Source organism: Rhizobium ecuadorense (assembly GCF_001187535.1).
Classification (GTDB): Bacteria; Pseudomonadota; Alphaproteobacteria; order Rhizobiales; family Rhizobiaceae; genus Rhizobium; species Rhizobium ecuadorense.
The window spans coordinates 1-234 of record NZ_LFIO01001444.1; the positions used below are offsets into that span (position 1 = coordinate 1).

The 234-nt window shown below is 63.2% G+C and carries 1 protein-coding gene; it reads left to right on the forward strand.

The genetic code is table 11. The features are described from left to right. Positions 1-67 precede the first annotated feature (67 nt). Positions 68-234, forward strand: a 167-nt coding sequence (locus tag AF337_RS30045; RefSeq protein WP_152971241.1) for an SDR family NAD(P)-dependent oxidoreductase, incomplete at its 3' end; no start/stop codon positions are given.

Below are 234 nucleotides of genomic sequence, written 5' to 3' on the forward strand. Positions count from 1 at the left end.
ATCTTGCCCTCTTCCAGTGGCATTCGCATCCCGGGGATCGCCAAAAACAAATGCGGGAGGCTGAAACATGGCGGACAAGCCGCTGATTGCAATTACAGGCGCGAGCTCCGGCATCGGCGAGGCGACGGCGCGGGCCTTTTCGGCCGCCGGCCACCCGGTGCTGCTGATGGCACGCCGTCTTGATCGCCTGCAGGCACTGAGGCTGCCGAACGCCGTGCTGAAACAAGTCGATGT